22 protein-coding genes are annotated in these 25,826 nt (G+C 57.6%); 12 read left to right on the top strand and 10 right to left on the bottom strand.

Annotation, left to right across the window (positions count from 1 at the left end; translation table 11 throughout):
• Nucleotides 1-29: 29 nt before the first annotated feature.
• Nucleotides 30-1,451 carry an alanine/glycine:cation symporter family protein gene (locus tag QN377_RS15615; RefSeq protein ID WP_094999534.1) on the bottom strand — a complete coding sequence of 474 codons (1,422 nt, stop codon included), beginning with the start codon at nucleotides 1,449-1,451 and terminating at the stop codon, nucleotides 30-32.
• 496 nt (nucleotides 1,452-1,947) lie between these two features.
• A complete protein-coding gene (aspA, locus tag QN377_RS15610) occupies nucleotides 1,948-3,372 on the bottom strand; it encodes an aspartate ammonia-lyase (protein ID WP_094999533.1) in 1,425 nt (474 codons plus the stop codon).
• Nucleotides 3,373-3,552: 180 nt separating this feature from the next.
• Between aspA and QN377_RS15605 the strand changes: the two genes are divergently transcribed.
• Nucleotides 3,553-4,458, top strand: coding sequence for a LysR substrate-binding domain-containing protein (locus QN377_RS15605; protein WP_095017945.1), 906 nt, complete (start codon nucleotides 3,553-3,555; stop codon nucleotides 4,456-4,458).
• Between the two features lie 30 nt (nucleotides 4,459-4,488).
• On the opposite strand, the gene QN377_RS15600 is transcribed toward QN377_RS15605, so the two are convergent.
• The gene (locus QN377_RS15600; protein ID WP_095017946.1) at nucleotides 4,489-5,085 is read right to left on the bottom strand and encodes a hypothetical protein; all 597 of its coding nucleotides are present in this window, start codon (nucleotides 5,083-5,085) and stop codon (nucleotides 4,489-4,491) included.
• A gap of 51 nt (nucleotides 5,086-5,136) precedes the next feature.
• Nucleotides 5,137-5,691: a reprolysin-like metallopeptidase gene (locus tag QN377_RS15595; protein WP_095017947.1), complete on the bottom strand. Its 555-nt coding sequence runs from the start codon at nucleotides 5,689-5,691 to the stop codon at nucleotides 5,137-5,139.
• Between the two features lie 415 nt (nucleotides 5,692-6,106).
• On the opposite strand from QN377_RS15595, the gene purE reads away from it, so the two are divergent.
• The 4 genes from purE to QN377_RS15575 all read left to right on the top strand — a co-directional run bounded on the left by purE (nucleotide 6,107) and on the right by QN377_RS15575 (nucleotide 8,668).
• On the top strand, nucleotides 6,107-6,598 hold the full coding sequence (gene purE / locus QN377_RS15590) for a 5-(carboxyamino)imidazole ribonucleotide mutase (protein WP_016782937.1): 492 nt from the start codon (nucleotides 6,107-6,109) through the stop codon (nucleotides 6,596-6,598).
• A gap of 11 nt (nucleotides 6,599-6,609) precedes the next feature.
• Nucleotides 6,610-7,695: a 5-(carboxyamino)imidazole ribonucleotide synthase gene (locus tag QN377_RS15585; protein WP_094999530.1), complete on the top strand. Its 1,086-nt coding sequence runs from the start codon at nucleotides 6,610-6,612 to the stop codon at nucleotides 7,693-7,695.
• Nucleotides 7,696-7,801: 106 nt separating this feature from the next.
• Nucleotides 7,802-8,050, top strand: coding sequence for a GlsB/YeaQ/YmgE family stress response membrane protein (locus QN377_RS15580; RefSeq protein ID WP_016782939.1), 249 nt, complete (start codon nucleotides 7,802-7,804; stop codon nucleotides 8,048-8,050).
• A gap of 81 nt (nucleotides 8,051-8,131) precedes the next feature.
• Entirely contained in the window at nucleotides 8,132-8,668 is a 537-nt protein-coding gene (locus tag QN377_RS15575) for a DUF3299 domain-containing protein (protein WP_094999529.1), read from the top strand.
• Between the two features lie 81 nt (nucleotides 8,669-8,749).
• On the opposite strand, the gene QN377_RS15570 is transcribed toward QN377_RS15575, so the two are convergent.
• Together QN377_RS15570 and QN377_RS15565 are read right to left on the bottom strand one after the other, a co-directional pair.
• The gene (locus QN377_RS15570; protein WP_095017948.1) at nucleotides 8,750-9,649 is read right to left on the bottom strand and encodes a D-hexose-6-phosphate mutarotase; all 900 of its coding nucleotides are present in this window, start codon (nucleotides 9,647-9,649) and stop codon (nucleotides 8,750-8,752) included.
• A 22-nt stretch (nucleotides 9,650-9,671) separates the two neighbouring features.
• The gene (locus QN377_RS15565) at nucleotides 9,672-10,073 is read right to left on the bottom strand and encodes an acyl-CoA thioesterase (RefSeq protein WP_003438129.1); all 402 of its coding nucleotides are present in this window, start codon (nucleotides 10,071-10,073) and stop codon (nucleotides 9,672-9,674) included.
• Between the two features lie 373 nt (nucleotides 10,074-10,446).
• Here QN377_RS15565 and QN377_RS15560 point away from each other — a divergent pair, with 373 nt between their 5' ends.
• The 7 genes from QN377_RS15560 to QN377_RS15530 all read left to right on the top strand — a co-directional run bounded on the left by QN377_RS15560 (nucleotide 10,447) and on the right by QN377_RS15530 (nucleotide 19,882).
• Nucleotides 10,447-11,736 (top strand): MFS transporter, encoded by a 1,290-nt coding sequence (locus tag QN377_RS15560; protein ID WP_094999527.1) that lies wholly within the window; start codon nucleotides 10,447-10,449, stop codon nucleotides 11,734-11,736.
• 166 nt (nucleotides 11,737-11,902) lie between these two features.
• Nucleotides 11,903-12,889, top strand: a complete 987-nt coding sequence (locus tag QN377_RS15555) for a phosphate ABC transporter substrate-binding protein PstS (RefSeq protein ID WP_094999526.1) — start codon at nucleotides 11,903-11,905, stop codon at nucleotides 12,887-12,889.
• Between the two features lie 217 nt (nucleotides 12,890-13,106).
• The gene (locus tag QN377_RS15550) at nucleotides 13,107-15,392 is read left to right on the top strand and encodes an ABC transporter permease subunit (RefSeq protein ID WP_094999525.1); all 2,286 of its coding nucleotides are present in this window, start codon (nucleotides 13,107-13,109) and stop codon (nucleotides 15,390-15,392) included.
• A 15-nt stretch (nucleotides 15,393-15,407) separates the two neighbouring features.
• Nucleotides 15,408-17,078: a phosphate ABC transporter permease PstA gene (gene pstA / locus QN377_RS15545; protein WP_095017950.1), complete on the top strand. Its 1,671-nt coding sequence runs from the start codon at nucleotides 15,408-15,410 to the stop codon at nucleotides 17,076-17,078.
• A 155-nt stretch (nucleotides 17,079-17,233) separates the two neighbouring features.
• Nucleotides 17,234-18,067 (top strand): phosphate ABC transporter ATP-binding protein PstB, encoded by an 834-nt coding sequence (gene pstB, locus QN377_RS15540; RefSeq protein WP_094999523.1) that lies wholly within the window; start codon nucleotides 17,234-17,236, stop codon nucleotides 18,065-18,067.
• A gap of 85 nt (nucleotides 18,068-18,152) precedes the next feature.
• Complete coding sequence (gene phoU, locus QN377_RS15535; RefSeq protein ID WP_094999522.1) at nucleotides 18,153-18,914, top strand: phosphate signaling complex protein PhoU; 762 nt, start codon at nucleotides 18,153-18,155, stop codon at nucleotides 18,912-18,914.
• A 77-nt stretch (nucleotides 18,915-18,991) separates the two neighbouring features.
• Entirely contained in the window at nucleotides 18,992-19,882 is an 891-nt protein-coding gene (locus QN377_RS15530; protein WP_094999521.1) for a response regulator, read from the top strand.
• Between the two features lie 69 nt (nucleotides 19,883-19,951).
• On the opposite strand, the gene QN377_RS15525 is transcribed toward QN377_RS15530, so the two are convergent.
• The 4 genes from QN377_RS15525 to QN377_RS15510 form a co-directional block, all read right to left on the bottom strand.
• Complete coding sequence (locus QN377_RS15525) at nucleotides 19,952-20,668, bottom strand: hypothetical protein (RefSeq protein ID WP_095017952.1); 717 nt, start codon at nucleotides 20,666-20,668, stop codon at nucleotides 19,952-19,954.
• Between the two features lie 43 nt (nucleotides 20,669-20,711).
• Nucleotides 20,712-21,287: a hypothetical protein gene (locus QN377_RS15520; protein ID WP_095017953.1), complete on the bottom strand. Its 576-nt coding sequence runs from the start codon at nucleotides 21,285-21,287 to the stop codon at nucleotides 20,712-20,714.
• A 347-nt stretch (nucleotides 21,288-21,634) separates the two neighbouring features.
• Nucleotides 21,635-25,279 (bottom strand): tubulin-like doman-containing protein, encoded by a 3,645-nt coding sequence (locus QN377_RS15515; RefSeq protein ID WP_322213917.1) that lies wholly within the window; start codon nucleotides 25,277-25,279, stop codon nucleotides 21,635-21,637.
• Nucleotides 25,280-25,383: 104 nt separating this feature from the next.
• The gene (locus QN377_RS15510; RefSeq protein WP_095017955.1) at nucleotides 25,384-25,806 is read right to left on the bottom strand and encodes a hypothetical protein; all 423 of its coding nucleotides are present in this window, start codon (nucleotides 25,804-25,806) and stop codon (nucleotides 25,384-25,386) included.
• Nucleotides 25,807-25,826: the final 20 nt, after the last annotated feature.

Raw genomic sequence — 25,826 nt, 5'->3', positions numbered from 1 at the left:
GCGGTTCTGGAGAACCGCCGCGTCAAGTATCAGCGTTTTGTTTCGTCGACCTGGGCGGCCGGCTTTGGCGGCCAGGCCTTTAGATCGAGATCCAGATCCGGGAATTTACTGGAATCGAAGACAGGTGTCTTGATCCCCGCGCGGCGCTGGTCATCGTAGTCCTTGAGCACGCGCATGCAGATCTTGAACAGCATCGCCAGCGCAACCAGGTTAACGAAGGCGAGCATGGTCATGGCAATGTCGGCGAAAGCGAAAACCGTTTGCAGGTTTTCGATCGACCCCCAAAAGATCAGCACCAGTACCAGTGCGCGATAACCCATCAGTGCTTTGCGGCTCTCTCCAACCAAAAAGCGCAGGTTGTTCTCGCCCAGGTAGTAGTTGTAGAGCATCGAGGTGAATACGAACAGCGCCAGGGCCACGCTGATAAAGACACGACCCCATTCGCCGACCACGGCTGCCAGGGAGTTCTGGGTCAGGGCAATGCCGTCGCCTTCAAAACCTGGGGTGTAGAAGCCCGACAACAGAATCAGCAAAGCCGTACAGGTGCAGATCACAAAGGTGTCGAGGAATACGCTGAATGCCTGCACCACGCCTTGGGCGATCGGGTGCTCAACATCGGCCACGGCAGCCACGTTCGGGGCGCTGCCCAGACCGGCTTCGTTGGCGAAGACGCCACGTTTGACGCCCATCACGATTGCACTGCCGATCAGGCCACCGAACACAGGGTCCAGGCCGAAGGCGCTCTTGACGATATGGCCCAGCATGGCGGGTACGTGGTCGAACTGCAGTACGATCACATACAGGGTGACCGCAATATAGGCCAGGGTCTTGACCGGTACCAGCAGGTCGGCTACCGAAGCGATACGCTTGATCCCGCCGATAAACACCAGGCCCAGCAGGATGGCGATGGCCAGCCCCGAGTAGTTGACCTTGAAGCCGAAGGCGTCTTGCAGCGAGTGGGTCACGGCATGGGCTTGCAGGCCCATGAAGGCAAAACCGAAGGTGATCAGCAACAGCACGGCCATCAGTTTGCCCATCCACACTTTGCCCAGGCCGTACTTCATATAGAAGGACGGGCCGCCGCGCAGTTGGCCTTCCGAATCACGACGCTTGTACAGCTGGCCCAGGGAGCATTCGATCAGGCTGCTGGACATGCCGACCAGGGCGGTCACCCACATCCAGAACACGGCACCGGGGCCACCCAGGGTAACGGCAATACCGACGCCGGCAATGTTGCCCGCGCCGACACGGCCGGCCAGGCTCAGCATCAATGCCTGAAATGAGCTCAGCTCACCGGCGCTGCTGCGCAGGCTGTCCTTGAAAACCGAAAACATGTGCAGAAAGTAACGAAACTGAACGAAACGCGAGCGGATCGTGAAGTAGCCACCGAGCCCGACCATGAGCACGATTAGCACTTTCCCTGAGAGGAAGTCATTGATGACTTCAAGCATGGATTATTCCTCGCTGTTTTTATCTGATGGCAACACGGCCGGATCGAAATATCGCGTTACACCTGCTTGAGCAAGGCATAAACGTAGGCGATCAGTGTGACCCTGGCCATGTTGCTGCTTGGTTTACGATGCTGTTTCCGTGCTGACGATGGCCGCTGGTGCTGGGGCCGGGCACAGGAAGAGGGGCGGCACTATACCTAGGAGCGCAGGAAGCGTCTGCATAAGTGACTGAATTTTCATGTGTGAGTTGTCCGATATGGCTTTGTTTATTGTCAAATTGCCCTCACCCCAGCCCTCTCCCTGAGGGTCAAAGGGCTCGATTTGTGGCGTTAATCTGATCTGCTTTTGCCTTTAGTCTTCTCTCCCTCTGGGAGAGGGGGGAGGGGTTTCAAAATCCCAGGGCCAAAAAAAAGGGCCTGCAGACGTATCTGCAAGCCCTCAAAAGGTGAGAGGTGTCTAGTCCCTCGACCTGGTGAGCGTTGAGCGTGTTACAGCATCAGGCCTTGAGTGGCACCAGACGCGGAGCAATCATGTTTTCCGGGCGCAGGATGTCGTCGAGCATGGCGTCGTCGAGCAAGCCTTCTTCTCGCACCAGTTCCAGTACGCCGCGGCCGCTTTCAAGAGCGATACGGGCGATACGGGTGGCGTTTTCATAACCGATGTACGGGTTAAGTGCAGTCACCAGACCAATCGAGTGCTCGACCAGTTCACGGCAGCGCGCTTCGTTGGCCGTGATGCCGGTGATGCAGTGTTCGCGCAGCATGTCCATGGCGCGTTGCAGCAGACGAATCGAGTCGAAGATCTTGAACGCGATCAGCGGCTCCATAACGTTCAGTTGCAGCTGGCCACCTTCGGCAGCGATGGTCAGGGCCAGGTCGTTACCGATGATCTGGAATGCCACCTGGTTCACGGCTTCCGGGATAACCGGGTTGACCTTGCCTGGCATGATCGAACTGCCTGGCTGACGTGCTGGCAGGTTGATTTCGTTGATGCCGGTACGTGGGCCGCTGGACAGCAGGCGCAAGTCGTTGCAGATCTTCGACAGCTTGACCGCGGTACGCTTGAGCATGCCGGAGAACAGTACGAAGGCGCCCATGTCGGAGGTGGCTTCGATCAGGTCGGCCGCCGGTACCAGCGGGTGACCGCTGATGGTGGCCAGGCGGTTCACGGCCAGCATCTGGTAACGCGGGTCGGCGTTGATGCCGGTACCGATGGCGGTGCCACCCAGGTTCACTTCAGTCAGCAGCTCTGGCGCCAGGGTTTTCAGGCGAGCCAGGTCTTCACTCAATGTAGTGGCGAAAGCGCGGAACTCTTGACCCAGGGTCATTGGCACGGCGTCTTGCAGCTGGGTACGGCCCATTTTCAGGACGTGGCTGAACTCGGCGCCTTTGGCTGCAAACGACTGGATCAGGCTGTCGAGGCTGGCCAGCAGCGCGTCGTGACCCAACAACAGGCCCAGACGAATGGCCGTCGGGTAGGCGTCGTTGGTCGACTGCGCCATGTTGACGTCGTTGTTCGGGTGCAGGTATTGGTATTCGCCTTTCTGATGGCCCATGGCCTCCAGCGCGATGTTGGCGATCACTTCGTTGGCATTCATGTTGGTTGAAGTGCCAGCGCCGCCTTGAATCATGTCCACCACGAACTCTTCGTGGAAATCGCCGCGGATCAGACGTGCACACGCTTCGCTGATGGCAGCGTGCTTGGCGTCGCTCAGATGACCCAACTCGCGGTTGGCGTCAGCAGCGGCTTGTTTAACCATGGCCAGGCCCACAACCAGCTTCGGGTAATGCGAGATCGGAACGCCGGAGAGACGGAAGTTGTTCACCGCTCGCAGGGTCTGGATGCCGTAATACGCTTGAGCGGGTACTTCGAGTACGCCAAGCAGGTCTTTTTCGGTACGGAAAGATGCAGCGGAGGACATGATAGAAATCATCTCGATATGAACCCGGTCTGGGCCGGAACGCTGCGAATCCTAGGCCTGCAGACTATTTTGGGCCAATGCCTTTAAACACTAACCTATGCATAAACGGCATAATAGCGACGTGACGCGGCAGGCGCGTCGAGCGTGTGACCCATTTTGGTGCGCGTCCGGGAGGACTCGATGAATCTCGAAAGTAAATGGTTAGAGGACTTCAGTGCCCTGGCTGCTACCCGCAGTTTTTCCCAGGCAGCAGAGCGCCGTTTCGTCACTCAGCCGGCCTTTAGTCGGCGAATTCGCAGCCTTGAAGCGGCGCTTGGGCTGACCTTGGTGAATCGTTCCCGCACCCCGGTGGAGTTGACTGCGGCCGGTCAGCTGTTTTTGGTTACCGCACGTACGGTCGTCGAACAGTTGGGTGAGGTGCTGCGTCACCTTCATCACCTCGAAGGCGGGCAGGGTGAGGTCATGCAAGTGGCTGCCGCTCACTCCCTGGCCCTGGGTTTTTTCCCGCGCTGGATCGCCCAGTTGCGCAATGAAGGGCTGAACATCGCGACACGACTGGTTGCGACTAACGTCGGAGACGCGGTGCATGCTTTGCGCGAAGGCGGCTGCGATTTGATGCTGGCTTTTTACGATCCGGATGCGGCCTTGCAGATGGATCCGGAAATTTTCCCGTCCCTGCACCTGGGTAATACCGAAATGCTGCCGGTATGCGCGGCCGATGCCGACGGCAAGCCGTTGTTCGATCTGGAGGGCGATGTCAGCGTGCCGCTACTGGCCTATAGCGCTGGCGCATTTCTGGGCCGCTCGGTGAATTTGCTGCTGCGCCAGCGCAGCCTGCGCTTTACCACTATTTATGAGACCGCGATGGCCGACAGCCTTAAAAGCATGGCGCTCGAAGGGTTGGGCATTGCCTGGGTGCCGCATTTGAGCGTGCGCGCCGAGCTGGCGCGGGGCGAGCTGGTGGTGTGTGGAGGCCCTCAATGGCATGTGCCGCTGGAGATTCGCCTATACCGCTGTGCCCTGGTGCGCAAGGCCAACGTACGGTTGTTGTGGCGAAAACTGGAAAGTGGAACTCAACCCGAGTGAATGCGTTTTTTGTTATTTTTGTTATGGGTTTTAAGGGGCTTTTTTTAGGTGCTGCTTTATGTTGGCGTAATTTTCACTGCTAAAGCTGAAGATAGAGCAAGCACCCTCCACGCGGCCCGTTGCCATAAAGGTTGCACAGTGAGAAGGATCATTACGTTCGGGCTCACGATACAAGGCAACATCTTCATGGGTAGCGCCGAGGCAGTGCCCTATTTCATGGGCCACCACCGTTCGTCCAAGTGTCGTGGCGATAGCGATGTTGGCCTCTGGAATAGCCATGCCCTCCACCCCCATTGAGGGCATGAGGAGTCCATCAATCAGGATCAGGTATAAATCGGCAGGTTTTCCGGCCCGCCGATGTTCAGCCATGTATGCAGCAAAGACGGCTTTAATGGCCGTGCTCAGTGCTTCAATAACCGGCTCAATATCCAGACGGTTATCTGAGAAGGACAGGTAGTCAAAATTTGTGATGTCGGGAATATCCCGCAGAAATACAACGTTAACCGAACGGCCAGTCATCGTTGATAGCTGGGGCGTAAAAATATCGAAAAATAAATATTTTAGGTGGCGATCGTTTTTCTGAAGAACAGTGTCATGAACAAATGTATATATATTGATCGGTCGCATTTTTAGCCTTCATTCAGGTGATGACTGATAAGTCTGTTAGAAATTCCGGTCTTAGGGGGCATCACTTAAGAATGCGCTTATGTTGTTTCTGTTTTCCGGCGTGAAACGGTAACAATTACTTCGAAAAGTTGAAGCGTTGGGAAACATGAACGTTTCACATACGCTTCCCCATGGATTGTGGCCGAGTGCTGCATTGTTGTGGGATGCATTGAAACTGTGGCCTACTTCATGGGCGATCACTTGATAGTGTTTAAGGCTGGCAATGACGGCGGGTTGCCCGGGGTAGGCGCAACCCAGGGTGGTTTCGTTGAGCGGGGAGTGCGTAACCAGAATGTAGCGTTCGGTTTTACCCCACTTTAACCCGTGTTGGTTTTTGTATCGGATGGCCGCCAATTCCCATCTATGAAGAACGTCGTCTATGGACTGGCTTTTATAGTTGAAGTCAGTCATGCCCTGCACGTTACGTATGTCCTTGAATATAAAAGATCGCTTTGTAATTGCCGTGATTTCGTCGGTAAACTCTTTGAAGTATGCACGCCCCAATGTGTTGATGGCGCGGTGCGGGACATCGTTGTGGATAAAAATATAAAGTGTGATCGGTTGCATGGGAAATATCCTTTTAATAAAGAGCCTGCAATCCTTGCAGGACTGTTTACGTTTTTGCTGTTACCGGTTTGAATTTAAGTGAAGACGTTAATTCCAGGTTTCGCCGTGGCTGGAATTCGTCGAGTTATGTCGTTTCTATCTCTGTGCAATGTAGGCGTGGCACCTGATGATCAGAGGCCGTAGCCGAGGAGGCGTGTTTTGACCTGAAGGTCAATAAAACCGGGGTATTCGGGATTGTCCGATGTGCAAGACAGATGGTCGTCAAAGGTGCTTTCAAGGCACATGTTTGGGGTATACTGCGCGGCCTTCGGCTGGCTTGACCGGCCTTAATTCCTATAACAAGCCACGTCGGATCCTCCACGTGGCTTGTTGTTTTTTGACGCGCCTGCGGGCGCCCAAGAGAAGAGGCGCGACGATGAGTGCACTGGTAGGCGTGATCATGGGCTCCAAGTCCGATTGGTCCACCCTCAGCCACACCGCCGATATGCTGGAAAAACTCGGCATTCCTTACGAAGTGAAAGTGGTCTCTGCCCACCGCACTCCGGATCTGCTGTTCCAGTATGCCGAAGAGGCCGAAGGCCGCGGGATCGAGGTCATCATCGCGGGTGCCGGTGGCGCAGCCCACCTGCCAGGCATGTGTGCAGCCAAAACCCATTTGCCAGTACTCGGTGTACCGGTCCAGTCGGCCATGCTGTCGGGCGTAGACTCGCTGCTGTCGATCGTGCAAATGCCGGCGGGCATCCCGGTTGCAACCCTGGCCATCGGCAAAGCGGGCGCGATCAACGCTGCCCTGTTGTCGGCGAGCATCCTGGGCGCCAAGCATCCGCAGTTCCATACCGTTTTGAAAGCATTCCGTGCTGAACAGACAGACAGCGTGCTGGACAATCCAGACCCGCGCGTAGCCTGAGGTTTCTGACGATGAAAATCGGTGTAATCGGTGGCGGTCAATTGGGCCGCATGCTGGCTCTGGCGGGCACTCCGCTGGGGATGAACTTCGCTTTCCTGGATCCGGCTCCTGATGCCTGTGCCGCCTCGCTGGGTGAACACCTGCGTGCGGACTACAGCGACCCGGACCATTTGCGCCAGTTGGCTGACGAAGTCGACCTGGTGACGTTCGAGTTCGAAAGCGTTCCCGCTGAAACCGTGGCTTTCCTGTCGCAATTCGTCCCGGTATACCCGAGCGCCGAAGCGTTGCGCATTGCCCGCGATCGCTGGTTCGAAAAGAGCATGTTCAAGGATCTGGGCATTCCGACGCCGGCATTTGCCGACATCCAGTCCCAGGCTGATCTGGACGCAGCAGTGGCCACCATTGGCCTGCCTGCCGTGCTCAAGACCCGCACCCTGGGTTATGACGGCAAGGGCCAGAAAGTGCTGCGCACCCCTGCCGATGTCGTGGATACGTTTGCTGAACTGGGCAGTGTGGCGTGCCTGCTGGAAGGGTTTGTACCGTTCACCGGCGAAGTATCGCTGATTGCCGTACGCGGCCGTGATGGTGAAACGAAGTTCTACCCATTGGTACACAACACTCACGACAGCGGCATTCTCAAGCTGTCGGTTGCCAGTACCGATCACCCGTTGCAAGCCCTGGCTGAAGACTACTCCAGCCGTGTGCTCAAGCAGCTGGATTACGTTGGGGTGATGGCATTCGAATTCTTTGAAGTCGACGGTGGCCTCAAGGCCAACGAAATCGCCCCGCGTGTCCATAACTCCGGGCATTGGACCACCGAAGGTGCCGAGTGCAGCCAGTTCGAAAACCACTTGCGCGCCATCGCCGGCCTGCCGCTGGGTTCGACAGCCAAAGTGGGTGAAAGCGCCATGCTCAACTTCATCGGCAGCGTGCCGCCGGTTGAGAAGGTGATTGCGATTGCTGATTGCCATCTGCATCACTATGGCAAGGCGTTCAAGGTCGGCCGCAAAGTCGGTCACGCCAACCTGCGCTGCGCTGACATGGCGACGTTGCAAGCGCAAATCCTCAAGGTTGAAGCCCTGATCGACGAAGCGTAAATCGCTTTGTACGGAACCATTGGGTTGTCGCTGCTCTCTGATGGCGTGATGCCAAAGTGCTGACTAGGCTTTGGTTGTAACGCCATTTAACTTTGAGGGAGCGTCCATGGGCATCATCGGAACCATTTTTATCGGCTTGATCGTTGGCCTGCTGGCTCGTTTCCTGAAACCGGGTGACGACAGCATGGGCTGGATCATGACCATCCTGCTGGGTATCGGCGGCTCGCTGGCGGCTACCTATGGTGGTCAGGCGATTGGTATCTACAAGGCAGGCGAGGGTGCCGGCTTTATAGGTGCCGTGGTGGGTGCCGTGATCTTGCTGGTGATCTACGGCCTGGTGTCGAAAAAGTCCTGATTAAACGCTTTGGCTCTCTCTGCGCCAGCCGCAGAGAGGGTTAAACTGCGCGCGTTCAATCCTTCTTTTATCGAGCCTTGCATGCGCCGTCTTCTACTGACTTTTCTTTTGCTGGGTTCAGGCCTGGCACATGCGGCAGAGTTGCCCGAAACCGACTGGCTTGAACTGATGCCCAAGTCGGATCAAATAGCCCTTGAGCAAATGCCCGAAATTGACCATGACTCGCCCGAGGCCAATGGTACGTTTACCGACAAGGGTGGTTTGAAGCAGAGCAAGGGCCTGCCCGCGGTGATGTACTCCAGCAAGACAGTGGCCAGCATGAACGGCAAAAATATCCGTTTGGGTGGCTACCCCGTGCCTCTGGAAACAGACGCCAAGGGTCGCAGCACGCTGTTTTTCCTGGTGCCGTACCCGGGCGCCTGCATTCATGTGCCGCCTCCGCCGCCCAATCAGTTGGTGTTGGTGCGCTATCCAAAAGGCTTGAAGCTGGATGACATCTACACGCCGTTGTGGGTGATGGGCTCGCTGAAGGTCGAGAAGGTCAGCAATGACCTGGCCGATGCGGCCTATGCGCTGGATGCGAGCAAGGTGCGGGTAGTGGTTGAGGAAGACTTGTAGGGATCAGACCAATTGTGGGAGCGAGCCTGCTCGCGAAAACACACTTCGCGAGCAGGCTCGCTCCCACAGGTTTTGGTTGTATCAGGTTTTCAGGCGCTCGCTGCCAATACTCACACTCAGCGTATGGCTGGCGCCCGGCTCCAGGGTGATGATGTCATCCATCACATTGGCGGTTTCGATGCACAGCATGCGCTGCCAGCCATCTGCGGCCATATCGCCGAGCGTGGCGGTCTTGTCGATCCAGGGATTCCAGATTACCGCCGAGCGCGAGCCGCGGCTGGTCAGCTCGAGCGTGCGCGACCAGTCCGGGTCGACGATGCTCAACTGCTGCGGGGTATCGAGGTAGATACGATCGGTTTCGCCGCTGAAGGTCAAATCGCCCGCTTGCGCAACACGTTTCCAGTCGTCGAGTGTGTCGATGTAGGTCAGGCCGTCGACTCCTTTGACCTCAACCTTGCGCACGTCGCTGACCGCAAAGTAGCTGTGCAGGGCCTGGCTGATGCTCACCGGGATGCTGCTGCGGTTATGGCTGGTGAGGCTGATATGCAGTTGGCTGTCGAGGCGGATGTTCAGGGTCAGCGCCACGTCGTGGGGCCAGCCGGGCAGGCCGCCTTCGATGTGGGGCAAGCCCAGCGCTATATGCAGCGCCTCACCGGCGTCATCGATCTCCAGCACTTCCCATTCGCGCGTACGTACCAGGCCGTGGGCCGTGGCGGGTTCATCGCTGTGGCGCATGGCCTGCACGCTTTGCGGGTTGAGTGCCAGGTTGCCAAACCAGGGCCAGCACACCGGCACGCCCGTGCGGATGCCATGGCCTTGCTTGAATTGGGCTTTTTCGTTGAGCCAGATGATCGGCGGCTCATCACCTACCTGATAACTGAGAACCTGCGCGCCCTGTTTGGCGACCAGCAGTTGGGCCTGGCCATGCTGGAAGTGCCAGCACTCCAGTTCATCCAGGGTGACTGACTCAATGTGGTGCATGGCAGGTTCTCTATTTATAGGTTTAACGACGTGGCGGAACGGAGCGGGTGCGGCCGCTGCCATCGATGGCGACAAAGACAAAGACCGCTTCGGTCACTTTACGCCATTCGCTGGACAACGGGTCGTCACTCCACACTTCAACCATCATCTGGATCGAGCTGCGGCCGATCTCAAGTGCCTGGGTGTAGAACGACAATTGTGCGCCCACGGCCACGGGTACCAGAAATGCCATACGATCAATAGCGACAGTGGCTACACGGCCACCGGCAACCTTGCTGGCCATTGCGGTACCGGCCAGGTCCATTTGAGAGACCAGCCAGCCGCCAAAAATATCGCCGAAACCATTGGTCTCGCGCGGCAGGGCGGTGATTTGCAAGGCCAGATCGCCTTGCGGAATTGGATCTTCTTGTTCGAGCTCTAGCATGCCTAAGGGCCTCTGACCCGTGATTCATCATAAGTACTGCGGGTGAAAAAGCGTCTTTAGAAAAACGATTCAGCCCGAACATACTACGTTCGTCACGTTCTTCATAAGCCGCACCAAGGGGAAACTCTGCGAAATCGGCTGAAGTGGCCAGCGGACGTTTTCGCACAGCAACCTCAGAAGTTACCAAGTGTTTCTTACAGCATGAGTATATCGGGGGACAGCCTGGCCGACGACCTCCTGATTCTGCTTTTTGGGTGCGCTGCACGTCTAGCTCTGTGCTTTTGTAAACAATTTGTTATCTTTCAAAACCTGCCCAGCCCCTGCCGGCGAAGTTGCAGCTTTTTGCCGTGCCTAATAAGAGAAGCAATACCCCATGATCACAGAGCCTTCCAGTGCTGCACCGCCTTCGCGGCCGTTAACCCGTAATGACTATAAAACCTTGTCGCTGTCTGCCTTGGGTGGTGCGCTGGAGTTTTACGATTTCATTATTTTTGTATTTTTTGCCACCGTGGTCGGGAAACTGTTCTTTCCGGCGGACATGCCCGAGTGGCTACGTCTGATGCAAACCTTCGGTATTTTCGCTGCGGGTTATCTGGCGCGTCCTTTGGGCGGCATTGTCATGGCGCACTTTGGTGATTTGCTGGGGCGCAAAAAGATGTTCACGTTGAGCATCTTCATGATGGCTGTACCGACTTTGATCATGGGCTTGCTGCCGACCTATGCGCAGATTGGCATGTGGGCACCGATTCTGTTGCTGCTGATGCGCGTGATCCAGGGCGCGGCCATTGGTGGTGAAGTGCCCGGGGCCTGGGTGTTCGTGGCCGAGCATGTGCCGCCACGGCATGTGGGCTACGCCTGCGGCACCCTGACCTGCGGGTTGACCGCGGGCATCTTGCTGGGTTCCCTGATGGCCACGGCGATCAATACGATCTATACGCCGGCTGAAGTGTCTGACTTTGCCTGGCGGATTCCATTCCTGATGGGCGGCGTGTTCGGCCTGTTCTCGGTGTACCTGCGTCGCTGGTTGCACGAGACACCGGTATTTGCCGAGTTGCAGCTGCGCAAGGCGCTGGCTGCGGAAGTCCCGCTCAAGACCGTGCTGCGCGACCATCGCGGGGCGATTGTGGTCTCGATGCTGCTGACCTGGTTACTGTCTGCCGGGATCATCGTGGTCATTCTGATGACGCCCACGGTGCTGCAAACCATTTATGGTTTTTCAGCGACCACCTCGTTGCAAGCCAATAGCCTGGCGATCGTCTTTTTGAGTTTGGGTTGCATCGCTTCGGGCGCCCTGGCTGACCGCTTTGGTGCGGGCAAGGTGTTTGTGGTGGGTTGCGCCGGGTTGCTGATCACGTCGTGGACCTTCTATCACAGCCTGCTGCAGCATCCGGACTGGCTGTTCCCGCTGTATTCCCTGAGCGGTCTGTTTGTCGGCACCATCGGTGCCGTCCCTTATGTGATGGTTAAAGCTTTTCCGCCAGTGGTGCGTTTCAGTGGCCTGTCGTTTTCCTACAACCTGGCCTACGCCATCTTTGGCGGTCTGACCCCAATGGCCGTGACCCTGTTGCTCAAGGAAAGCCCGATGGGGCCGGCGTATTACGTGGCCATTATCTGCACGATGGGCCTGGTGGTCGGTGCTTATTTGTGGAAAAAGGGCCGCTGAGACATCGCTCAGTGGCCATGACACTTCGCTAGCCTCTCCCCGAAGGCCATCATTTGTAACGAATGATGGCCTTTCATCTAATTGTCACAATCGGTTCATAGAGTAGTCACATGGCCTGCAGATACTGGCCCCCGATTCATCTAACCCCGTTTGCTAGGAGTAAGGCATGAAACTGAAGCGTGTGATGGCGGCCCTGACTTTTGTCGCCGCAGGCGTTGCAACTGCCAATGCGGTTGCCGCTGGTGTTGACCCGGCTATTCAGCCCTACGTGAAGACCACTGGTGTGTCGGGCAACCTGTCCAGCGTTGGTTCCGACACCCTGGCGAACTTGATGACCTTGTGGGCTGAGGCGTACAAAAAAGAATACCCGAACGTAAACATCCAGATTCAAGCTGCCGGTTCTTCGACCGCGCCGCCTGCGATTACTGAAGGCACCGCTAACCTGGGCCCGATGAGCCGCAAAATGAAAGACAACGAACTGGCTGCCTTCGAGCAGAAGTACGGCTACAAGCCTACCGCCATCCCGGTGGCAGTGGATGCCCTGGCCGTGTTCGTGCACAAGGACAACCCGATCAAGCACCTGACCATGGAACAGGTTGATGCGATCTTCTCTTCGACCCGCCTGTGCGGCGCCAAAGCCGACGTTAAAACCTGGGGCGACCTGGGTGTGACCGGCGACCTGGCCAACAAGCCGGTTCAACTGTTCGGTCGTAACTCGGTATCCGGCACTTACGGCTACTTCAAGGAAGAAGCCCTGTGCAAAGGCGACTACAAGCCTAACGTGAACGAACAGCCGGGCTCGGCTTCGGTTGTGCAGTCGATCAGCAGCTCGCTGAACGGCGTCGGTTACTCGGGCATCGGTTACAAAACCGCCAGCGTGAAGACCGTGCCTTTGGCTAAAAAAGGCAGCACCGAGTTTGTCGAAGATACCGAAGAAAACGCACTGAACGGCAAATACCCGCTGTCGCGTTTCCTCTACGTGTACGTGAACAAGGCGCCGAACAAGCCGCTGAACCCGCTGGAAGCCGAGTTCATCAAGCTGGTCCTGTCCAAGCAAGGTCAGGAAGTGGTCGTGAAGGATGGCTATATCCCTCTGCCAGCCAAAGTCGCTGCCAAAGCATTGGCTGACCTGGGCCTGAAAGAAGGCGCATAAGCAGACGCCATGTGGGAGCGGGCTTGCTCGCGATGCAGGCAACTTGGTACATCAGACCTATTGAGTTGACGCCATCGCGAGCGAGCCCGCTCCTGCAGGTCTGCCTCGCAACCGCTTCACCAAATTTTCCATTCCGCTGCCAGCACCGTTGGGCGGCGGATTTTTTGCGTCACTGCTTTGTCATCTTTCTGTCATACAGGACCGCTAGGGTGTGCGCATGAATGATCTGGCCAATTCCCCAATGACTACGACATCCGCTCCCAAGCGCATTGATTTCAATACGCCTGAACTGCAACGCAAGCGCCGTATCCGCGCGTTTAAAGATCACCTGACCCGCTGGTATGTATTTATCGGCGGTCTTGCCGTGCTTGGCGCAATCACTCTGATCTTCTTCTTCCTGGGCTATGTGGTTTATCCACTGTTCCAGGGTGCCGACCTGAACGCCAAACAGGCGATTACGCCGGTGTGGATGCAGGACGCCGGCAAGCCGCTGATGATCTCCATCGAAGAGCAGAATCAGGTCGGTATGCGGGTGTCCGACAAGGGCATGGTGTTGTTCTTCAATGCGAAGAACGGCGAAGAGCTGTCGCGGGTCAACCTGCCGTTGCCGGCCGGCACTCAAGTGACTTCTCTGGGTGAAGACCAGCCGGGTAATCCGGTGGCGGTGCTGGGCCTGTCCAACGGTCAGGCGCTGGTGTTCCGGCACAGCTATAAAGTCAGCTACCCGGATGGCAAGAAGACCATCACCCCGGCAATCGAATACCCGTATGGCGAAACGCCAATCGTCCTCGACCCGCAGGGTGGTGCACTGGATCACGTCAACCTCAGCGTCAACGATTCAACGCTGGTGCTGGCCGGTTCCTCGGGCGCGCAACTGAACGTGCTGTCACTGGCCCGCGAAGAAAACATGATGACCGACGAGGTCACCAACACCGAGACCCGTATCGACCTGCCGCAGATGACCGCGAAGGTCAAAGCGCTGTATATCGACCCGCGTCAGCAGTGGTTGTATGTGATCAATGATCGCGCCCAGGCCGATGTCTTCAGCCTGCGCGACAAAAGCCTCAACGGTCGCTACAAGCTGGTGGATGACGCAACCACCGAGATCACCGCCAGCACACAACTGGTGGGCGGTATCTCGCTGATTTTTGGTGATTCCAAGGGCGGCCTGAGCCAGTGGTTCATGGCTCGCGACCCGGATGGCGAGCAGCGCTTCAAACATATCCGCAGCTTCCAGATGGGCACGTCGCCGATTGTTGAAATCACTGCCGAGCAACGCCGCAAGGGCTTCCTGGCTCTGGACGCGGCCGGCGAGATCGGTGTGTTCCACAGCACCGCGCATCGCACCCTGCTGGTCGAGAAAGTGGCAGAAGGTCCGGGCGTCATGGCGTTGTCGCCGCGTGCCAACCGCATCATCGTGGAAGAGGGCGGCAAGCTGCTGCCACTGACCCTGAAGAACCCGCACCCGGAAGTGTCCTGGAGCGCGCTGTGGAGCAAGGTCTGGTACGAGAACTACGACGAGCCTAAATACGTCTGGCAATCGACAGCCGCCAACACTGACTTCGAACCGAAAATGAGCCTGGCGCCATTGACCTTCGGTACCTTGAAAGCAGCGTTCTACGCGATGTTGCTGGCGGCACCTCTGGCCGTTGCCGCAGCCATCTACACCGCTTACTTCATGGCTCCAAGCCTGCGCCGCAAGGTCAAGCCGGTGATCGAGCTGATGGAAGCGATGCCGACGGTGATTCTGGGTTTCTTCGCCGGTCTGTTCCTGGCGCCGTATGTGGAAGGCCACTTGCCGGGGATTTTCAGCCTGCTGGTGCTGATGCCGATCGGCATTCTGGTGGCGGGCTTCACCTGGAGCCGCCTGCCCGAGTCGATCCGCCTGCGTGTGCCTGACGGTTGGGAAAGCCTGATCCTGATCCCGGTGATTCTGTTTGTATGCGGCCTGTCGCTGTATATGAGCCCGTTCATGGAAGCCTGGTTCTTCGGTGGCGATATGCGCCTGTGGATCTCCCACGACCTGGGCATTACTTACGACCAGCGCAATGCTCTGGTTGTGGGTCTGGCAATGGGCTTCGCGGTGATCCCCAACATCTACTCGATTGCTGAAGATGCCGTGTTCAGTGTGCCTCGCGGTCTGACCCTGGGTTCGCTGGCGCTGGGTGCCACACCGTGGCAAACCATGACCCGCGTGGTCATCCTGACGGCCAGCCCGGGGATCTTCTCGGCACTGATGATCGGTATGGGCCGTGCGGTCGGCGAGACGATGATTGTGTTGATGGCCACCGGTAACACCCCGGTCATGGAAATGAACCTGTTCGAAGGCCTGCGTACCCTGGCGGCGAACGTGGCGGTGGAAATGCCGGAGTCGGAAGTGGGCGGTAGCCATTACCGCGTGCTGTTCCTCTCGGCGCTGGTGCTGCTGTTGTTCACCTTCATCATGAACACTCTTGCCGAACTGATTCGTCAGCGTCTGCGCAAGAAATATTCGTCGCTTTAAGGAAGGTAGAAGTCTGTGAAACAGAACTCCCTCAAAGGCTGGTTCAAGAGCGGCGCTCCAGGCGTCTGGATCAGCGGTGGCGCAGTGTCCATCGCCGTCATCATGACCATCGGCCTGCTCTCGGTGATTGCCGTGCGTGGCCTGGGCCACTTCTGGCCGGCCGACCTGATCCACGCTGAATACAACGTGCCGGGTGATGCCAATCACCTGGTGATCGGCGAAGTGGTGCAAAAGGAAGAAGTGCCCCGCGAGCGCCTGAAAAGTGCGGGCCTGCCGGTGCCGGAACAAGGCCCGGAGTTCATGACCCGGGAGCTGATCAAGGTCGGCAACCGTGACCTGAACGGCAATGATTTTACCTGGGTGGTCGGCGAGTGGTTGACGAACCAGAGCACGCCGCCCGAGTTGATGGCCATCGAGCGTCGCGAGTGGGGCAACTTCTACGGCTACCTGGTTAACGTCAAGGAAAACGGCAAAGTGGTGGCAGAAGGTGCCGCGGCCTGGCCGGAGCTGCAAGCGCGGGTCAAGCGTGTCAATGACCTGGCCGCGCAACTGAGCCAGCTTGAGAAGAAAGATATCGGCGCGATCAACTACGGTCTGGAGCGCATCCGCCTGCACGGTCGCAAGCTGGAGCTGGAAGGCAAGCTGACACCGCAGGCGCAGGCTGACATGGAAACCGAGCGCGCCGAGCTGAATGCACGCTACAAGGCCATCGAGGACCGCTTGGGCGAGTTGCATGCACAGTTCAACCGCGACAGCCTCACGGCCCGGGATGCCAACGGCAAAGAGCTGGAAATCGGTATCGGCAAGGTGGTCAAGGTGTACCAGCCGAACGCGATGAACAGCTGGCAGAAACTGGCCATGTACTTCAGCAATATCTGGGAATTCCTGAGCCAGGATCCACGTGAAGCCAACACCGAGGGCGGGATCTTCCCGGCCATTTTCGGCACGGTAATGATGACCCTGATCATGGCGGTGATTGTGACGCCGTTTGGCGTACTGGCGGCGGTTTACCTGCGTGAATATGCCAAGCAAAACACCCTGACCCGGATTATCCGTATCGCGGTGAACAACCTGGCAGGCGTACCGGCCATCGTTTACGGCGTATTCGGCCTGGGCTTCTTTGTGTACGTGCTGGGCGGCTCGGTTGACCGCCTGTTCTTCGCAGAAGCATTGCCTGCGCCGACCTTTGGTACACCTGGCCTGATGTGGGCTTCGCTGACCCTGGCGCTGCTGGCCGTGCCGGTAGTGATCGTGGCCACCGAAGAAGGGCTGGCGCGGATTCCGCGTACAGTGCGCGAAGGCTCGCTGGCGCTGGGTGCAACCAAATCGGAAACCCTGTGGAAAATCGTGCTGCCGATGGCCAGCCCGGCCATGATGACCGGCATGATCCTCGCCGTGGCCCGTGCCGCCGGTGAAGTGGCACCGCTGATGCTGGTGGGCGTGGTCAAACTGGCGCCGTCGCTGCCGCTGGACGGCAACTACCCGTACCTGCACCTTGACCAGAAGATCATGCACCTGGGCTTCCATATTTATGACGTCGGCTTCCAGAGCCCGAACGTCGAAGCCGCCCGACCGCTGGTATACGCCACGGCGCTGCTGCTGGTGCTGGTGATCGCGACCCTGAACCTGTCCGCCGTGTGGATTCGTAACCACCTGCGCGAGAAGTACAAGGCGCTGGATAGCTGATAGACACATGACCTGTGGGAGCGGGCTTGCCCGCGATGGTATCGGTAAGGTTTCAGCGTGAAACCGAGGTGCCTGAATCGCGAGCAAACCCGCTCCCCCAGAAGAAACCCGGTTACTGAAAAACCGAAACGAATTTTTAGCGTATGGAGCAACCCATGCAGCATGAATCCTCAACCCACGGCATCAACATGTCCGCCTTGGGTCGCACCAAACAAAGCTTGAACCTGGCAAACGAAGAAGTCGCTATTGAAGTCCCGGGCCTGAATCTTTACTACGGTGAAAAACAGGCCCTGTACGACGTCAGCCTGAATATCCCGAAACAACGGGTCACGGCGTTTATCGGCCCGTCCGGCTGTGGCAAGTCGACGCTGCTGCGTACCTTCAACCGCATGAACGACCTGGTGGACGGTTGCCGCGTAGAAGGCGAGATCAACCTGTACGGCAACAACATCTACCGCAAGGGTGAGGATGTAGCCGAACTGCGTCGCCGCGTCGGCATGGTATTCCAGAAGCCCAATCCGTTCCCCAAAACCATTTACGAGAACGTGGTTTACGGCCTGCGCATCCAGGGCATCAATAAAAAGCGTGTGCTCGATGAAGCCGTCGAATGGGCCCTCAAGGGCGCGGCGTTGTGGGACGAAGTCAAAGACCGCCTGCACGACTCGGCACTGGGTTTGTCCGGTGGCCAGCAACAGCGTCTGGTGATTGCCCGTACCATCGCGGTAGAGCCCGAAGTGTTGCTGCTCGATGAGCCATGCTCGGCACTCGACCCGATCTCGACGTTGAAAGTCGAAGAACTGATCTACGAGCTCAAGTCCAAGTTCACCATCGTGATCGTAACCCACAACATGCAACAGGCAGCCCGTGTCTCGGATTACACAGCGTTCATGTACATGGGCAAGATGGTTGAATATGGTGACACTGACACGCTGTTCACCAACCCGGCCAAAAAGCAGACCGAAGACTACATTACCGGGCGCTATGGCTAGTTTGAGCGGCATTGCCCGTTCTATGTCACGATAATTCGGCTGGCCGCTAACCGCGTGCAGCTCACAGCTTTTGCGGAGCAGAACCATGATTTCAAAGGATGGCCTCACCCATCACATTTCCGCGCAGTTCAACGCGGAACTCGAAGACGTGCGCAGCCACCTGCTGGCGATGGGCGGCCTGGTCGAGAAGCAGGTCAACGATGCGGTGACCGCACTGATCGAGGCCGACTCGGGCCTGGCGCAACAGGTGCGTGAGATCGATGAACAGATCAACCAGATGGAGCGCAATATCGACGAGGAGTGCCTGCGTATTCTGGCCCGTCGTCAGCCTGCGGCGTCTGACTTGCGATTGATCATCAGCATTTCCAAGTCGGTGATCGACCTGGAACGCATTGGTGACGAAGCGACCAAGATCGCCCGTCGGGCCATTCAGTTGTGCGAAGAAGGTGAGGCGCCGCGCGGATACGTTGAAGTGCGCCATATCGGTGACCAGGTGCGCAATATGGTGCGTGATGCACTGGATGCGTTTGCCCGCTTTGACGCCGATCTTGCCCTGTCTGTGGCGCAGTACGACAAAATCATCGACCGTGAGTACAAGACCGCGCTGCGTGAGCTGGCCACTTACATGATGGAAGATCCGCGTTCGATCACGCGTGTGTTGAGCATCATCTGGGTGCTGCGCTCACTGGAACGTATCGGCGACCACGCCCGCAATATCTCGGAACTGGTGATTTATCTGGTACGCGGTACAGACGTGCGGCACATGGGTCTCAAGCGCATGCGCGAAGAAGTTCAGGGCACGGGTGCCGATAACGCTAATGTTGCGTCGTCGCCTGACGATAAATAAGGCAGCCCGATCTAAAAAACGCCCGGCTCAATGCCGGGCGTTTTGGTTTTCGGGCGTTCATATCCAAGGAGCAGTCGATGAGCAAGGTTAGTGTGCTGGTGGTAGATGACGCGTCGTTTATTCGTGATCTGGTTAAAAATTGCCTGCGTAACTACTTCCCGGGCATCAGGATCGAAGACGCGGTCAACGGCCGCAAAGCCCAGGCCTTGCTGTCCCGTGAAGCCTTCGATCTGGTGCTGTGCGACTGGGAAATGCCGGAGATGTCCGGCCTTGAGCTGTTGACCTGGTGCCGCGAGCAAGACCGTCTGAAAACGCTGCCCTTTATCATGGTCACCAGCCGTGGTGACAAAGAGAACGTGATCCAGGCCATTCAGGCCGGAGTTTCGGATTTCGTCAGCAAACCCTTCACCAATGAGCAGTTACTCTCGAAGGTGAAGAAGGCGTTCACCAAGGCGGGATTGCTGAGCGCCGTGATGGCCAGCACCCCGACGCGGGTTAATTCGGCCTTTGGCAATGACTCGCTGAATGCATTGACCGGTGGCAAGGCGCAGGTCGTGACCCCGACTTCGGTGACATCTGCCCCGGTTGCCCCGGCACCACGGCCGGCACCTGTCGCGGCACCGGCGCTGACCAGCCGTGGTCAGGGGCAACTGCGTTTGCCCAGCGGTACCCAAACCTGCGTGATCAAGGCGTTGAGCCTCAAGGAGGCGCTGCTGGTGGTGCGTCGTGGCGAAGTGCTGCCTCAGGTACTGGACAGTGCCGTACTCGACCTTGAGCAGGGCGAGAACGCCGAGGTGGCGCGTTTGAACGGTTATCTGCATGCCATCGTGGCATTCGAGCCAAAACCGGACAGTGCGTGGTTGCAACTGACCTTTCGCTTTGTCGATCAGGACGCCGACAAAATGAACTATCTCTCGCGGCTGATCGCCCACGGCACGGCGCAGAAGCATTTTGTGCCGGGTGCGTGATGACAGGAGCCTGTGTAGCCGCGGCCTCGTTCCTTCGGCAGCGGCTACAGGGCGATTGCAACCCGCCAGCTATCGATCCAGAAATGCCAGCTGATAGGTCTCGCGATCAATCATCACCAACTGCACATTGTTGATTCGGGTGTTGGCCGGCTTGCCGTTGACGGCCACCGATGTTTCGATCCGGTAGATCCCCTGCGGCGCACGCTCATCGAGGGTGATGGTGAAGGTGTTCTCGTAACCGCCACTGCCGCCTTTGGTGTTCGCGATCTTGCTGCCTTCTTTCAACGGCTTGGCCTCGTTGGGGGCAAACAGGCGGATCTCTTCCTTGATTTCGCTGATCGGCTGGGTCGCACCGTTGATCGCAACAATATTGGAAACCACGGTAATCGGTTGACCCCGTTTGATGGTCATACCGGGCTGGATACTGGTGTCGTAGCTAACCAGTTCTGGCTGTGCCGGTTGTTTCTTGCCCGAAGTTTTATATTGTTGTTCAACTTCTTGAGCGGTTTTGGTCTGTACCGACTTGGCATTGATCGCGAAACAGGCGGCCATGCCGGCAACCCCGCCAATCAATACGCCTGCGCCTTTATCGTTGGCACCGCTCACAGCAGCACCCGCTGCCGCACCTGCTGCAATTGCCAGCCCGCACTTCATCCAGTCGCTGCCACTCCAGTTGGTCGGGTTGATGCTGGCAGAGTCGATATTGGCGCAGCCTTGCAGACCCAGTAGCGAAGCCAGGCCCAAGGCCAGCAAGCGTTTATCCAAAGAGTTGGAGGGCAATTTCATCAGTAACTTCCAAGTAAGAGAGGGGAAAACTCATACACCCTGATTATTCGATCCGGGTTCGATTCAGTGCTTCTTTGAGTTGTTGTTCAGCCTGGCGGATGATGTTGCGCGCCCGACTATTGTTTGGATCCATACCCAGCACGACCCTGGCCACGGCAATTGCAGACTGGTACTCCCCGGCATTGAGCGCGTTTTGCGCTTGTTGCAGGGAGGCATTAACAGCTTTGGCAGCCTGTTGCTGCTGTTGGTCACGCACCTGGCGATCGGCCGCTTCCTGGCGTTGGCGCTCAAGAGCTTGCTGTTCGCGCAGGGCATCGGCTTGTCGCGTCGCCTCGGCGGCCTGGGCTTTGAGCAACTGCTGTTTTTGCGCCGCATCCTGCAATTGTTGCTGGCGCGCCTGGGCGGCCTGCGCACGCTGCAGCAGACTCAAGGCGCGAGGGTCATTGCTGTCCTGTTGCAAGGCGAGCCCGGCATTGTCCAGCGCGCAAGCAAAGTCCCTGGTGTCAAAACAGCTCTGACCGGTTTGCAAAAAAGCATCGAGCTTTTGCTGGCTTTGCCCGGCCATCATCTTGATTGCAACGTAGCCGCCCACCACCACTGCCAGAGTTACAACTGCCATTATCAGGACCGGTTTTCTGTTGGTGGGCGCTGGTGTTGCGGCAGGCGGCGCAGGTGGGGGAGCCGCCGGACCTGGTACAGGTGTTGGCGCTGCAGCAGGTATGTCCCGGGGTGGTGGAGCACTGGCAGGTGTGACGGTTGCTTTGGGTGCAGGGGTGGCTGGCCGAGCCTTGGGTTCAGCTGCCGGTACCGGGGTAACCGCTGCGGGCGCCTGCTGAAGCGGGGCGCCGCAGAACGGGCAGTATTTAACTGGGCCGCAGAGCCCCTGACCGCAGGCGCTGTTGGCGCATGAGGTCGGGAATGCAGAGGCTTTGGCTGACGATGCGGACATGGTCTTCTCGTGTGCGCTCAAGGTGCTGGCGGTGGAGCCGGGGCTGTCAGAGGAGGGCCGCCCACGGCTGGCGCAAACAGGTGCGCAAGCTCCATGATTTGCCCGGCCGTCTGCCAGGCAGGCATGCCTTCACGCCACAGCAGGCTGTCGCGGGTGATTTGCCCGGATTGCACATATTGCTGCAATTGCTGGGTGTTGTAAGGGCCGTAATTGGTCCCGCTGACACTCAGGTGGTAGCTGTGCTGTGGTGCGGCGAACGGTGGTGGTGCGCCGTTACCTGCTGCTGGCGGTGGTGGAGCCATACCTGCTGGCGGGGCTGCACTGGCCTGGTTGAACAGATTTTCCAGCCAGCCTTCGTTAAAGAACTCTTTAACCACGGTGAGTTTTTCGCCGTGGAGGGCATCCACTTCTTCTTTGTACACATCAGCCAGGGAGCCTTCGATATGACGGCCCCATTGCCCTTTGTATTGCTCGGCAAGCGTACGCAGATTTTTCGCGTCAGCTGGAGCCTGACGGTTCAGTCGAGCCAGATATTCGTTCTTCAACAACTCGGCGATCTTGAACGGAAATGCTTCAAAATTGCTGGATACACCTTTCTCGTTCGTGCGTTTCTGCGCTTTGTAGGCGCTGGTACTTAAATCTTCGAACACTTCTACCAGCGCCGCCACTTGAGCGTTATCCAGGCGCAAGGACTTCTCCTTGACCTGCGCAGTAATGTCGGTGCGATGAATACTGTGGAAGCCGCTTTGACGAATGGAGAACTCATCACCAATGGTGAAGTTGTCCTTGGCGATGAGGAACTCGTACAAGCCGTTGTTCAGACGCTCCAGGATGCCCAGTGCAATAGCGTGCAGAAAGAGTTTGAAGTCTTCGGCAAACTGGCGGTATTGCTCCTGGTTGAACTGGATGGGCTGCACGAACTGGCTGATGCGTTTGTGCACATGCAACGGGATGATTGCACTTTCTTTGCGATAGCTGGCCAGGTAAGTCGACAGCTGGGTCAACGCCGGGATCGGGAAACCGCTTAATTCGGTGTAGCAAATCAGTTTGCCGGGCATACCGGACTCCACAAACTGAATTTGCCCGGCGGTCATCCCCGTGCCTTGCGGCAGACACTGGGCCAGTTGGGCGCCATAAGTGCGGCTGAACTCACTGGCGTTTTGTACGCCAATCAGACAGGTGTAAAGGTCTTTGTGAATATCAAAGTCGCCATTGAGGTTCAGTGGCACCCAGGGCATGGCCCGCTGCAGCAGCAGGCGGAATTTCTCGCGCTGTTCATCCGGGGTCAGCGCAGCCAGGGCCGTCATCAACGGGTCGACGCCCGGCAGATTCTTCGGCAACTGCTGTACGGCCTTGTTGCGTAGCTTGAGCAGCAACTCTTCCTGGCCTTCTTGAGTCTGCAGTTTGCCAAACAAGGTTTTCGAGCCGCCGAAGTCCTTGAATGCATCCTTGGCCCACTCACGTACTTGCTGGCTGTCGACGGGTTGTTCGTCGTCGTTTTTCACCAGTTGCAGCGGGATCAGCGTGGCGTGTTGGGTGTGGATGCTCGCCTTGATTTTGGCGATATTGGCATCGATACCTTTGAGCAAGTTATCGACTGCGTTGCGGCCATCCTGCAGGCGGCCGACAAAGCCACTCCAGAGTGGGCGGCCGTTGTTGTCGACCGATTCCTTGCGCCCCAACCATTCGGAAATGTCGCGCAGCAATTGTGCAGCCTCGCGGGCAGCGACCGAGCGCACATAGAACAGCAGGCTGTCGCGCAGTGTGTCTTTGACTTGGCTGATCACGGTGTCGGCTTGTTTTTCTTTACCGCTCAGGCGGGCCAGCAGGCCTTTGCCCGTGGTTTCTTTCAGACGCTCGAATTCCCGGGCAAGCTCTGACGACTCGAGCTTTTCAGACAGTTCCTTGAAACGCCCGGCGTTTTTTTCCAGTGCGGGAATGATGCCGTTATCGTTTTCAAGACGGTCCTTGATCATTTCGACCAGCGCCAGGGTGTAATCCAGCCCACCGCGCTCGTCGTCGTCGAGACGACGGAACAGCTGCTCGGGCAAGCTGTCTTCACGTGTCCATTGAGCGAAACGCTTGAGCCGGTTTTCCTTGATGCGCACCTCATGGTTGCGCTCGGCGCTGTCGATGGAACTGCCTTTGGTATCACGTTCCAGTTGCTGCTGAATTTCGCGTACCAGTGTCAGCCATTGATCCTTATCGGCGCCGCCGTTCTGCAGGCGCTCGAACAAGACCTCGACCTTTTGTTCGATCTGGGCAATGACGCTGTTGTCACCCTCGACCTGTAGCAGGTCATCGGCAATCTGGTAGTGAGTGAACTCACCCGTAGCCTGGGTCAGCTCTACGCGAGACAGAAACTCGGGTAGATCTGTGAACGTGCGCGCAGTGATTGTCAGCTGTTCCTTGAGGAACTCGTCGCGCTCTTTATCGGTCGGGCGATTGCCCGTGACTTCCGCGTTGGCCACACCAAAGAATGCCTTGAGCATGTGTTGCACTTGCTGGTTAAGGCGTACGTTCTGGCGGGCATCGATCTGGGTGTCGAGCACCGCCTGCCCTACGGAGGAGTAAGCGCGCGGGAAGCGCAGCTTGGTGTCGCTGCCGTAATCTTGCGGCAGGCTGACGTCAAAGCTACGGATCTTGAACTGGTTCTGGTTGACGGCCACCGAGCGTTTTTTGTTCGCGAAGTCTTGCGAGGTGAAGTCGGTGAACAACACATCGGAGACCATCTCGTAGATGTCTTCCTGGTTTTCGGTTCTGGCTTGCGCGACATTGCCGTTGTCGAGGATGAACACATCATCGTAGGGACGTGATTCGATAAACAGGTTGTCGGTGGCGTCCCAGTGCTTGAGCAACGGGTTGCCGCGCATGCAGGTTTCCAGTTCCATCAAGGCGGCGTAGCCGTTTGCCTGTACCCGCTCGGTATTGAAGGCATTGAAGCCGCCTGGCAAAACAAAAAACAGGTCGACCTTGCCGGAGATATTGTTTTCTTTAAGGATTGCCTTGGCCAGGTAGCCCATGTCCAGAAATGACCCTGAACCTGTGCCGCCCGCTGCAGAGCCGGTGATGACGATACGGATTTTGCCGGGGTCAATTTCCAGGCCGAGTTTTTTCAGCTTGTCAGCCTGAGTGCCGATGTTGTTGAGCAAGCGCCCGACCTTGTCGCGCAATTTGTCGCGAATGGTGGGGTATTTGTCGAAAAAATACAGGCGGGACAACGCGCGAATCTGTCCGGCCCCTTTGGAAGGGTCAATCCCCAGGGATTTGATCTTGTCCGGCGTCAACGGGAACCACTCGGCCACCTCACGGTGACGATTGAGCTCATCAATGGAGTGGGTGTACTTGCTCAGGTGCAGAGGTTCAATGACTTTTTCTTCGGAGGTGAAGGCCACCTGCTCGGCAAGTACGTCAGTTTTGACCGATTTGCCATCCTGGGTCACTTCGCCGGAGTCGAGGTCGAAGTTGATGAACTGCACCAGCGGAAAATCCGAAATGTGCTGTACCTGATTGTTTCCTCCCCAAATGGCATTGAGGATGCGCCGGCGCAGGCGGATGTTGACCTTCATGCCGGTGCCGCCCAGGGCGATAAACAAGGTGGGGTGAATCTTTTCACTGACCGGAGGGGTTGCCGGGCCGGAAGGTTGTGCACTCTTGTCCATCTAAAACTCCATGAGCCCTTGGGGCTAACCGATGATCTCGGCGTGTTGATCCACAAATCAGGTAAAGCGGGCCAGGGGCGGGTTGTTCCCCCCGGCGTTAGGGTTTAGCGTTTGGCCGAAAACGTCATCAGCCATGCCACCAGCGAGATGGCAGCTACGCCACCCAACGGTGCGATGTAGAGCGGCGCAAGGAACTGCCCCGAGTTGAGTACGGCGAGCACGGCCATGATGGCGATCATCAACAGGCCCAGAAACAGGAACCAGCCCGAGGCGTTTGCCCGGCTCGGTGCGACACGCTCACGTACGCGCCAGTTGGCATAGGCGTTTTTGATCACGAAAAACAGGATGGCCAGTACCACCAGCACGGCGACGCCAATCAGGGCATCGCGGCTGTCGACTTTCTTCGCCCCGAGGTCAAGACCCAGCGGTTGCGGCGCGGCCAGAGTGGTGGTCGTGGTCGTGGGCGACGGCGCAGGTGCAGGGCTTTCGCTTTCGATAGGTGCTGGCAATGTGCTGGTCTGTGCCATGTATAAAACTTCCTTGCTAT

This window comes from Pseudomonas sp. CCC4.1, from assembly GCF_035019225.1.
In the GTDB taxonomy this organism is placed as follows: domain Bacteria; phylum Pseudomonadota; class Gammaproteobacteria; order Pseudomonadales; family Pseudomonadaceae; genus Aquipseudomonas; species Aquipseudomonas bubulae.
The sequence above is the reverse complement of the archived record's forward strand: the minus strand, read 5'-3'. Positions and strand labels throughout refer to the sequence as shown.

What these genes read in the sequence shown, in the direction of transcription:
- QN377_RS15615 (WP_094999534.1), bottom strand. Translation starts at nt 1,451, where the DNA reads ATGCTTGAAGTCATCAATGACTTCCTCTCAGGGAAAGTGCTAATCGTG.
- aspA (WP_094999533.1), bottom strand. Translation starts at nt 3,372, where the DNA reads ATGTCCTCCGCTGCATCTTTCCGTACCGAAAAAGACCTGCTTGGCGTA.
- QN377_RS15605 (WP_095017945.1), top strand. Translation starts at nt 3,553, where the DNA reads ATGAATCTCGAAAGTAAATGGTTAGAGGACTTCAGTGCCCTGGCTGCT.
- QN377_RS15600 (WP_095017946.1), bottom strand. Translation starts at nt 5,085, where the DNA reads ATGCGACCGATCAATATATATACATTTGTTCATGACACTGTTCTTCAG.
- QN377_RS15595 (WP_095017947.1), bottom strand. Translation starts at nt 5,691, where the DNA reads ATGCAACCGATCACACTTTATATTTTTATCCACAACGATGTCCCGCAC.
- purE (WP_016782937.1), top strand. Translation starts at nt 6,107, where the DNA reads ATGAGTGCACTGGTAGGCGTGATCATGGGCTCCAAGTCCGATTGGTCC.
- QN377_RS15585 (WP_094999530.1), top strand. Translation starts at nt 6,610, where the DNA reads ATGAAAATCGGTGTAATCGGTGGCGGTCAATTGGGCCGCATGCTGGCT.
- QN377_RS15580 (WP_016782939.1), top strand. Translation starts at nt 7,802, where the DNA reads ATGGGCATCATCGGAACCATTTTTATCGGCTTGATCGTTGGCCTGCTG.
- QN377_RS15575 (WP_094999529.1), top strand. Translation starts at nt 8,132, where the DNA reads ATGCGCCGTCTTCTACTGACTTTTCTTTTGCTGGGTTCAGGCCTGGCA.
- QN377_RS15570 (WP_095017948.1), bottom strand. Translation starts at nt 9,649, where the DNA reads ATGCACCACATTGAGTCAGTCACCCTGGATGAACTGGAGTGCTGGCAC.
- QN377_RS15565 (WP_003438129.1), bottom strand. Translation starts at nt 10,073, where the DNA reads ATGCTAGAGCTCGAACAAGAAGATCCAATTCCGCAAGGCGATCTGGCC.
- QN377_RS15560 (WP_094999527.1), top strand. Translation starts at nt 10,447, where the DNA reads ATGATCACAGAGCCTTCCAGTGCTGCACCGCCTTCGCGGCCGTTAACC.
- QN377_RS15555 (WP_094999526.1), top strand. Translation starts at nt 11,903, where the DNA reads ATGAAACTGAAGCGTGTGATGGCGGCCCTGACTTTTGTCGCCGCAGGC.
- QN377_RS15550 (WP_094999525.1), top strand. Translation starts at nt 13,107, where the DNA reads ATGAATGATCTGGCCAATTCCCCAATGACTACGACATCCGCTCCCAAG.
- pstB (WP_094999523.1), top strand. Translation starts at nt 17,234, where the DNA reads ATGCAGCATGAATCCTCAACCCACGGCATCAACATGTCCGCCTTGGGT.
- phoU (WP_094999522.1), top strand. Translation starts at nt 18,153, where the DNA reads ATGATTTCAAAGGATGGCCTCACCCATCACATTTCCGCGCAGTTCAAC.
- QN377_RS15530 (WP_094999521.1), top strand. Translation starts at nt 18,992, where the DNA reads ATGAGCAAGGTTAGTGTGCTGGTGGTAGATGACGCGTCGTTTATTCGT.
- QN377_RS15525 (WP_095017952.1), bottom strand. Translation starts at nt 20,668, where the DNA reads ATGAAATTGCCCTCCAACTCTTTGGATAAACGCTTGCTGGCCTTGGGC.
- QN377_RS15520 (WP_095017953.1), bottom strand. Translation starts at nt 21,287, where the DNA reads ATGGCAGTTGTAACTCTGGCAGTGGTGGTGGGCGGCTACGTTGCAATC.
- QN377_RS15515 (WP_322213917.1), bottom strand. Translation starts at nt 25,279, where the DNA reads ATGGACAAGAGTGCACAACCTTCCGGCCCGGCAACCCCTCCGGTCAGT.
- QN377_RS15510 (WP_095017955.1), bottom strand. Translation starts at nt 25,806, where the DNA reads ATGGCACAGACCAGCACATTGCCAGCACCTATCGAAAGCGAAAGCCCT.